Source organism: Streptomyces calvus (assembly GCF_006782915.1).
Lineage (GTDB): Bacteria > Actinomycetota > Actinomycetes > Streptomycetales > Streptomycetaceae > Streptomyces > Streptomyces calvus.
Map to the genome: position 1 here is coordinate 44,199 of NZ_VCNP01000018.1, position 6,109 is coordinate 50,307.

A 6,109-nucleotide genomic window follows, 5' to 3' on the forward strand; every position below is an offset into this window, starting at 1 on the left:
GCCCCGGCACGGCATGAGGGTGCACGACCACACCAGGAGGAACTGTGAGCAGCGACCGGGACGGGACGCGCGGGGGCTGGGCGACACCCGGCGATGACCAGCCCGACGCGGAGTCCGCCATCGAGACGACGGGCGAGTTCACCATCGACTACGCCCCGCCGGCCTGGTACACGCAGAACGCTTCAGGGAGTTCGGAGTCGGGGGCGTCGTCCTCTTCCTCCGGTGCGTCCGGTGCGTCCGGTTCCTCCGCCGGTGCGTCCGGTTCCGCTGCTGCGTCGTCCACCGGGTCCGCTTCCTCCTCGCCGTCCTCGCCGTCCTCGGTTCCGTCGCCCGGCGGGCCCGTGCCGCCGCTGCCCGGGCTGACTCCGCCGCCGCACGCCGTGGGGGCGGCCGGGCCGTCGGCCATTCCCTCGCCGGCTCCGGGGGCGCCTTTCACTCCGCCCGCGCCCTCCCCTGCACCGGGTGCTCCTTTCACTCCGCCCGCGCCGCCCGCGTCGGGGGCTCCGTACACGCCGCCCGCGCCGCCGGCGCCGGGTGCTCCGTTCAGTCCGCCCGCGCCGCCTTCGCCGCCCGCGCCGCCGTCCGGCGGGCCGGTGGCCGTGCCCCGGCTTCCCGTGGGGAGCGGGTTCGAGCCGCAGCGGCCGGAACCGGAAGGGGAGGAGAAGCGCACGGACACCGGTTCGGCCTCGGCCTCTCCGGCGGCCGTGCCGAACATCCCGGTGGGTGGTTTCCAGTCGTCGTGGTCCGCGCCGGCGGCCGCCCCCGCGGGTGAGCAGGCGGAAGAGCGGCCTCGCGAGGAGCGGGCCGGCATGGGCGACGTGGAGAGCGGCGCCACGATGCGGTTCTCCGCCGCCGCGCTGAAGCGGGAGATCGCCGAGCGCGACGCCGAAGCCGATGCCTCGGCGGCTGTCCCGGCGGCGCCCCGGCCGGAGACGGCCGACGCCGAGGACGCCACCGACGACCGTGACAACGTCGCGGACGGGCCGGAGGACTTCGGTGACGTGCAGGAGACGGCCGGTGCCGAGGACGAGGGCGAGGTCGGGGCGGAGGCCGGGGAGACCGGCGGTGACGCGGTCGCTTCCGGCACGGAACTCCGGGACACCGGGGCCGTCCGGGGCCGGGAGTTCGGCGAAGCCGAAGAGGCCGAGGGTGTCGAAGACACCGAAGACACCGAATTCACCGGGAACACCGACGACGTCGACGACGCCGAGGGCGCGAAGGACCTCGAGGGAGTCGGGGACGCCGAGGACACGGGGGGCGTCGGGGGCGTCGGTAACGCGGGTGTCGGTGGTTCGGGTGTCGGTGGTGCCGGGGCGCCGGTTGCCGGTGTGACCGGCGACGGCGTGGACGATTCGGCGGGTGCCGAGGAGCGGGCGGCCGAGCCCGAGGATGCAGTGCCGGCCGAGGACGCGCCGTCGGCCGTCGAGCCCGAGGACGCCGAGCCGGTGGCCGACGCCGTGCCCACCGGCGCGGCATCCGCCGGCACGGACGCCGACGCCGGCAGTGGGCCCCAGGACGCCGTCCCGCCCGCCTGGACTCCCCCGGCGCCGCAGGTGCCCCCGGCTCCGCCGGCGTACCCCGCTGCCCCGGCGCCCGTCGGCCAGTGGCCCGTACAGCCGCCGCAGGCTCCGCCGGTGCCCGGGCAGCCGCAGGAGCAGCCGGCCGCGGCCGCCCCGCAGCCGCCGTTCCAGCCGCAGGCGCCGCAGCCCGCGCCCGCCGCGTGGAACCCGCCTCCCGCCCCGGCCCAGCCGCAGGCCGGATACGGTTTCCCGCCCGCCGGACCTGCCCCGGCGGCCCAGCAGCCGCCCGCGCCGCAGTCCGAGACCTCGCCCGCGCCCGGCCCGCAGGCCGGCTACGGCTTCCCGCCGCCGGGCGCCCCGGGTGCCGCGCCCCAACAGCCGTCCGCTCCGCAGGCCGGCTACGGCTTCCCGCCCGCCGGGCCCGCCCCCGCGACACCGGATCCCCAGGCGCAGCCCGCGCCCCAGCCGCCCGCCCCTCCGGCCGGGTACGGCTTCCCGCCGCCGGGCGCCCCGGGTGCCGTCGCACCTCAGCCTCCGGCGCCGCCGGCGGGTTACGGCTTCCCGCCGGCCGGAGCGCAGGGTGCGGCCGGTGCCGCGGCCCAGCAGCCGCCCGCGCCGCAGCCCGAGACTCCGCCCGTCCCCGGCCCGCAGGCCGGATACGGCTTCCCGCCGCCGGGCGCCCCGGGTGCCGCGGCCCCTCAGCCGCCCGCCCCTCCGGCCGGGTACGGCTTCCCGCCCGCCGGGCCCGCCTCCGCCACACCGACTCCCCCGGCCCAGCCCGGCGGCTACGGCTTCCCCCCGCAGCAGCCCGGCGTGCCCCCGCAGCAGCCGGGCATCCCGCCACAGCCCCAGCACGGACAGCCGCCGCACGCCACCCAGCCTCCGCAGGCCGGGCAGCCGCCGCACGCCGCCCAGCCTCCGCACGCCGGGCAGGTGCCGCCGCAGCAGCCCGTCGATCCGCGTACCGGCGCCGCCTGGCCGCAGGCCATGCAGCACGATCAGCGGCAGCCGACCAACCCGGGTGCCGCGCCCCTCGGTTACACGGCGGCGGTGGAGCTGTCGTCGGACCGGCTGCTCAACAGCAAGAAGCAGAAGGCGAAGAGCAGCCGCCCGGCGGCCGGCGGGTCGCGGTTCAAGCTGGGCGGGAAGAAGGAGGAGGCCGAGCGGCAGCGGAAGCTGGAGCTGATCCGTACTCCGGTGCTGTCCTGCTACCGCATCGCCGTCATCAGTCTCAAGGGCGGTGTCGGCAAGACGACCACGACGACCGCGCTCGGCTCCACGCTCGCCACCGAGCGGCAGGACAAGATCCTCGCGATCGACGCCAACCCCGACGCCGGTACGCTCGGCCGCCGGGTGCGGCGCGAGACCGGGGCCACCATCCGCGACCTCGTCCAGGCGATCCCGTACCTCAACTCGTACATGGACATCCGGCGGTTCACCTCGCAGGCGCCGTCGGGTCTGGAGATCATCGCCAACGACGTCGACCCGGCGGTGTCCACGACGTTCAACGACGAGGACTACCGGCGCGCGATCGACGTGCTCGGCAAGCAGTACCCGATCATCCTGACCGACTCCGGCACGGGTCTGCTCTACAGCGCGATGCGCGGGGTGCTGGACCTCGCCGACCAGTTGATCATCATCTCCACGCCGTCCGTGGACGGCGCGAGCAGCGCCAGTACGACGCTGGACTGGCTCTCGGCGCACGGGTACGCGGATCTCGTCTCGCGGTCCCTCACCGTCATCTCCGGTGTGCGCGAGACCGGCAAGATGATCAAGGTCGAGGACATCGTGGCGCACTTCGAGACCCGTTGCCGGGGCGTGCTCGTCGTGCCGTTCGACGAGCATCTGGCCGCCGGTGCGGAGGTCGACCTCGACATGATGCGGCCGAAGGTGCGCGAGGCGTACTTCAACCTCGCCGCGCTGGTCGCCGAGGACTTCGTCCGGCACCAGCAGTCGCACGGTCTGTGGACCTCGGACGGCAACCCGCCGCCGGTCGCCGCCCCACCGATGCCGGGCCAGCCGCTCCCCGGGCAGCACGTCCCGGGCCAGCCCGTTCCCGGCCGGCCCGGCGCGAACCCCCAGCAGCCGCAGCCCGGGCAGCCCTACGCCCCGCCGGGGCAGCCCCCGGCCCAGCCCGGTCAGGCGTACCCGCAGATCCCGGGCCAGCAGCCCTATCCTCCGCAGCAGGGCCACCCCGGCCAGCCGCAGCCCGGACATCCCGGGCACCCGGGGCATCCGGGCCAGCCCGGCCAGCAGTGAGGACTCCGAGGAGTTCATGAGGGCCGACGTCCCGCGCGTCGCCCTCCCCACCACCGTGAGCGGTCCCTCGTCGAGGGGCCGCTTTCGTGTGCGCGCACGCGGCATCCGCCGCCGGCTTCTGGCCAGCAGCGCGTCACCGGTCTCGACCAATGGCCGAAAAGTCCGCGTCAATTCCTTGTTTCCGCAGGCCACAAGGGGTGCGTGCGCCGTTGACGGCCGCAGTTGCCGCTGATACACACTCATCACTCATCTGATCAACCCGTCCTTCCCGTGCGAGCGACGACGCGAGGTCAGCGACCATGGAAACGAACGATCAGTACGACGGCCACCATCGCTCCTTCGGCCGCACCCGGCTCGTCATGGCGGCCGGTGCCGTCGCGCTCACCATCGGCGCCGGTCTCACCACCCCGCTCAACCCGGCGCCGCAGCAGGCCCACGCGGCCGACGACGGCAGGAAGGTGCTGACCGTCGCGGTGGCGCAGAGCGTCGACTCGCTCAGCCCGTTCCTGGCGGTGCGGCTGCTCAGCACGAGTCTGCACCGGCTCACCTACGAGTACCTCACCAACTACGACCCCGAGGACAACCGCGTCGTCCCGGGTCTGGCCACCGCGTGGAAGTCCTCGCCGGACAAGCTGACCTGGACGTACACCATCCGCTCGAACTCGACGTGGTCGGACGGTGAGCGGGCCACCGCCGAGGACGCGGCCTGGACGTTCAACACGATGATGACCGACCCGGGTGCGGCCACCGCCAACGGCAGCTTCGTCGCCAACTTCGAGAAGGTGACCGCGCCGAGCCCGACCGAGCTGGTCATCAGGCTGAAGAAGCCGCAGGCGACGATGACGGCGCTGGACGTGCCGATCGTGCCGAAGCACGTGTGGGAGAAGGTCGACGACTTCTCCGAGTTCAACAACGACCAGGACTTCCCCGTCGTCGGCAACGGGCCCTTCGTCCTCACCGACTACAAGGCCGACAGCCATGTGCGGCTGAGGGCCAACAAGGACTTCTGGCGCGGCGCCCCGAAGTTCGACGAACTGGTCTTCCGCTACTACAAGGACCAGGACGCCGCGGTGTCGGCGCTGCGCAAGGGCGAGGTGTCGTTCGTCGCCGGGTCGCCGTCCCTGACGCCCGCCCAGGCGGCGTCCCTGAAGGGCGAGGAGAACATCCGCGTCAACGACGCGCCGGGCCGCCGTTTCTACGCCCTGGCCACCAACCCCGGCGCGCGGGCGAAAAACGGCGAGACGGTGGGTGACGGGCATCCCTCGCTGCTCGACCAACGGGTGCGCCACGCGCTGTTCATGGCGGTGGACCGGAGGACCGTCATCGACAAGGTGTTCCAGGGTCACGCCGTGGAGGGCGCGGGATACATCCCGCCGCGTTTCGCACCGTACTTCTGGGAGCCGTCGCCCGAGCAGGAACTGGCGTACGACCCGGCGGAGGCGGCGCGGCTGCTCGACCGGGCCGGGTACGAGAGGAACGACGACGGCAAACGCGTCGGCAAGGACGGCAGGCCGATCGAGTACCGGGTGCTCTGCCACGCCACCGACCCCAACGACAAGGCGATCGGGCAGTACCTCCAGGAGTGGTGGGGCGACCTGGGCATCGGCGTCCGCCTCAACTGCCTGGACAACGTGACCGATCCCTGGCTCGCCGGCGAGTACGACCTGGCCTTCGACGGCTGGTCGGTCAACCCGGACCCCGACTTCGTGCTGTCCATCCACACCTGCGCCGCGCTCCCCGCGACCCCGAAGGACACCGGCGCGACCGACAACTTCATCTGCGACCGGACGTACGACGAGCTGTACGCGCGCCAGCTCGCCGAGTACGACCCGCAGAAGCGGGCCGGCATCGTCAAGCAGATGCAGTCGCGGCTGTACGACCTCGGGTACATGAACGTCATGGCGTATCCGAACGCCGTCGAGGCGTACCGCACGGACCACATCGCGTCGATCACCACCATGCCGGCGAAGGCGGGCAACATCTACGGCCAGGACGGCTACTGGAGCTGGTGGTCGGCGGTGCCGGCGGACTCCGGTGACACCGGCGGCGGCGCGTCGTCGACGGGCGTGGTCGTCGGGATCGTCGCGGGATTCGTCGTGCTGGCGGGGCTGGCCGTGTTCGCGGCGCTGCGGCGGCGGGCCACGGCCGAGGACCGCGAATGACGCGCCGCGGACGACAACCGCACGTCAGCGGCGCACCAGGACGGCGCTTGCAGGGCCGCGCACGACGACTGCGCGTCGGCGGACACGGCCGGGGGCCGCGGTCCGGCGGGTGGACGGGTGCTCATGACCGCTGACGCGACATCCCCGTCCGCCCAGGGCCCCGGGCCC

3 protein-coding genes and 1 pseudogene are annotated in these 6,109 nt (G+C 74.0%); 3 read left to right on the plus strand and 1 reads right to left on the minus strand.

The window, feature by feature from the left end:
• Positions 1-44: 44 nt before the first annotated feature.
• Positions 45-125 (plus strand): annotated as a pseudogene (locus FGW31_RS36195) (SCO5717 family growth-regulating ATPase); the annotation flags it as partial.
• Between the two features lie 23 nt (positions 126-148).
• On the opposite strand, the gene FGW31_RS36200 reads toward FGW31_RS36195, so the two are convergent.
• Entirely contained in the window at positions 149-835 is a 687-nt protein-coding gene (locus FGW31_RS36200) for a hypothetical protein (RefSeq protein WP_220510994.1), read from the minus strand.
• On the opposite strand from FGW31_RS36200, the gene FGW31_RS08810 reads away from it, so the two are divergent.
• Both FGW31_RS08810 and FGW31_RS08815 read left to right on the plus strand, forming a co-directional pair.
• The gene (locus tag FGW31_RS08810; protein WP_259396507.1) at positions 810-3,779 is read left to right on the plus strand and encodes a MinD/ParA family ATP-binding protein; all 2,970 of its coding nucleotides are present in this window, start codon (positions 810-812) and stop codon (positions 3,777-3,779) included. The two genes, FGW31_RS36200 and FGW31_RS08810, sit on opposite strands and share 26 nt — an antisense overlap.
• A gap of 299 nt (positions 3,780-4,078) precedes the next feature.
• Positions 4,079-5,941: an ABC transporter substrate-binding protein gene (locus tag FGW31_RS08815; RefSeq protein ID WP_142192821.1), complete on the plus strand. Its 1,863-nt coding sequence runs from the start codon at positions 4,079-4,081 to the stop codon at positions 5,939-5,941.
• The last annotated feature ends 168 nt before the right edge of the window (positions 5,942-6,109 follow it).

Excerpts from the sequence above, each read along its gene's own strand:
- FGW31_RS08810 (WP_259396507.1), top strand. The coding sequence starts at position 810 with ATGGGCGACGTGGAGAGCGGCGCCACGATGCGGTTCTCCGCCGCCGCG.
- FGW31_RS08815 (WP_142192821.1), top strand. The coding sequence starts at position 4,079 with ATGGAAACGAACGATCAGTACGACGGCCACCATCGCTCCTTCGGCCGC.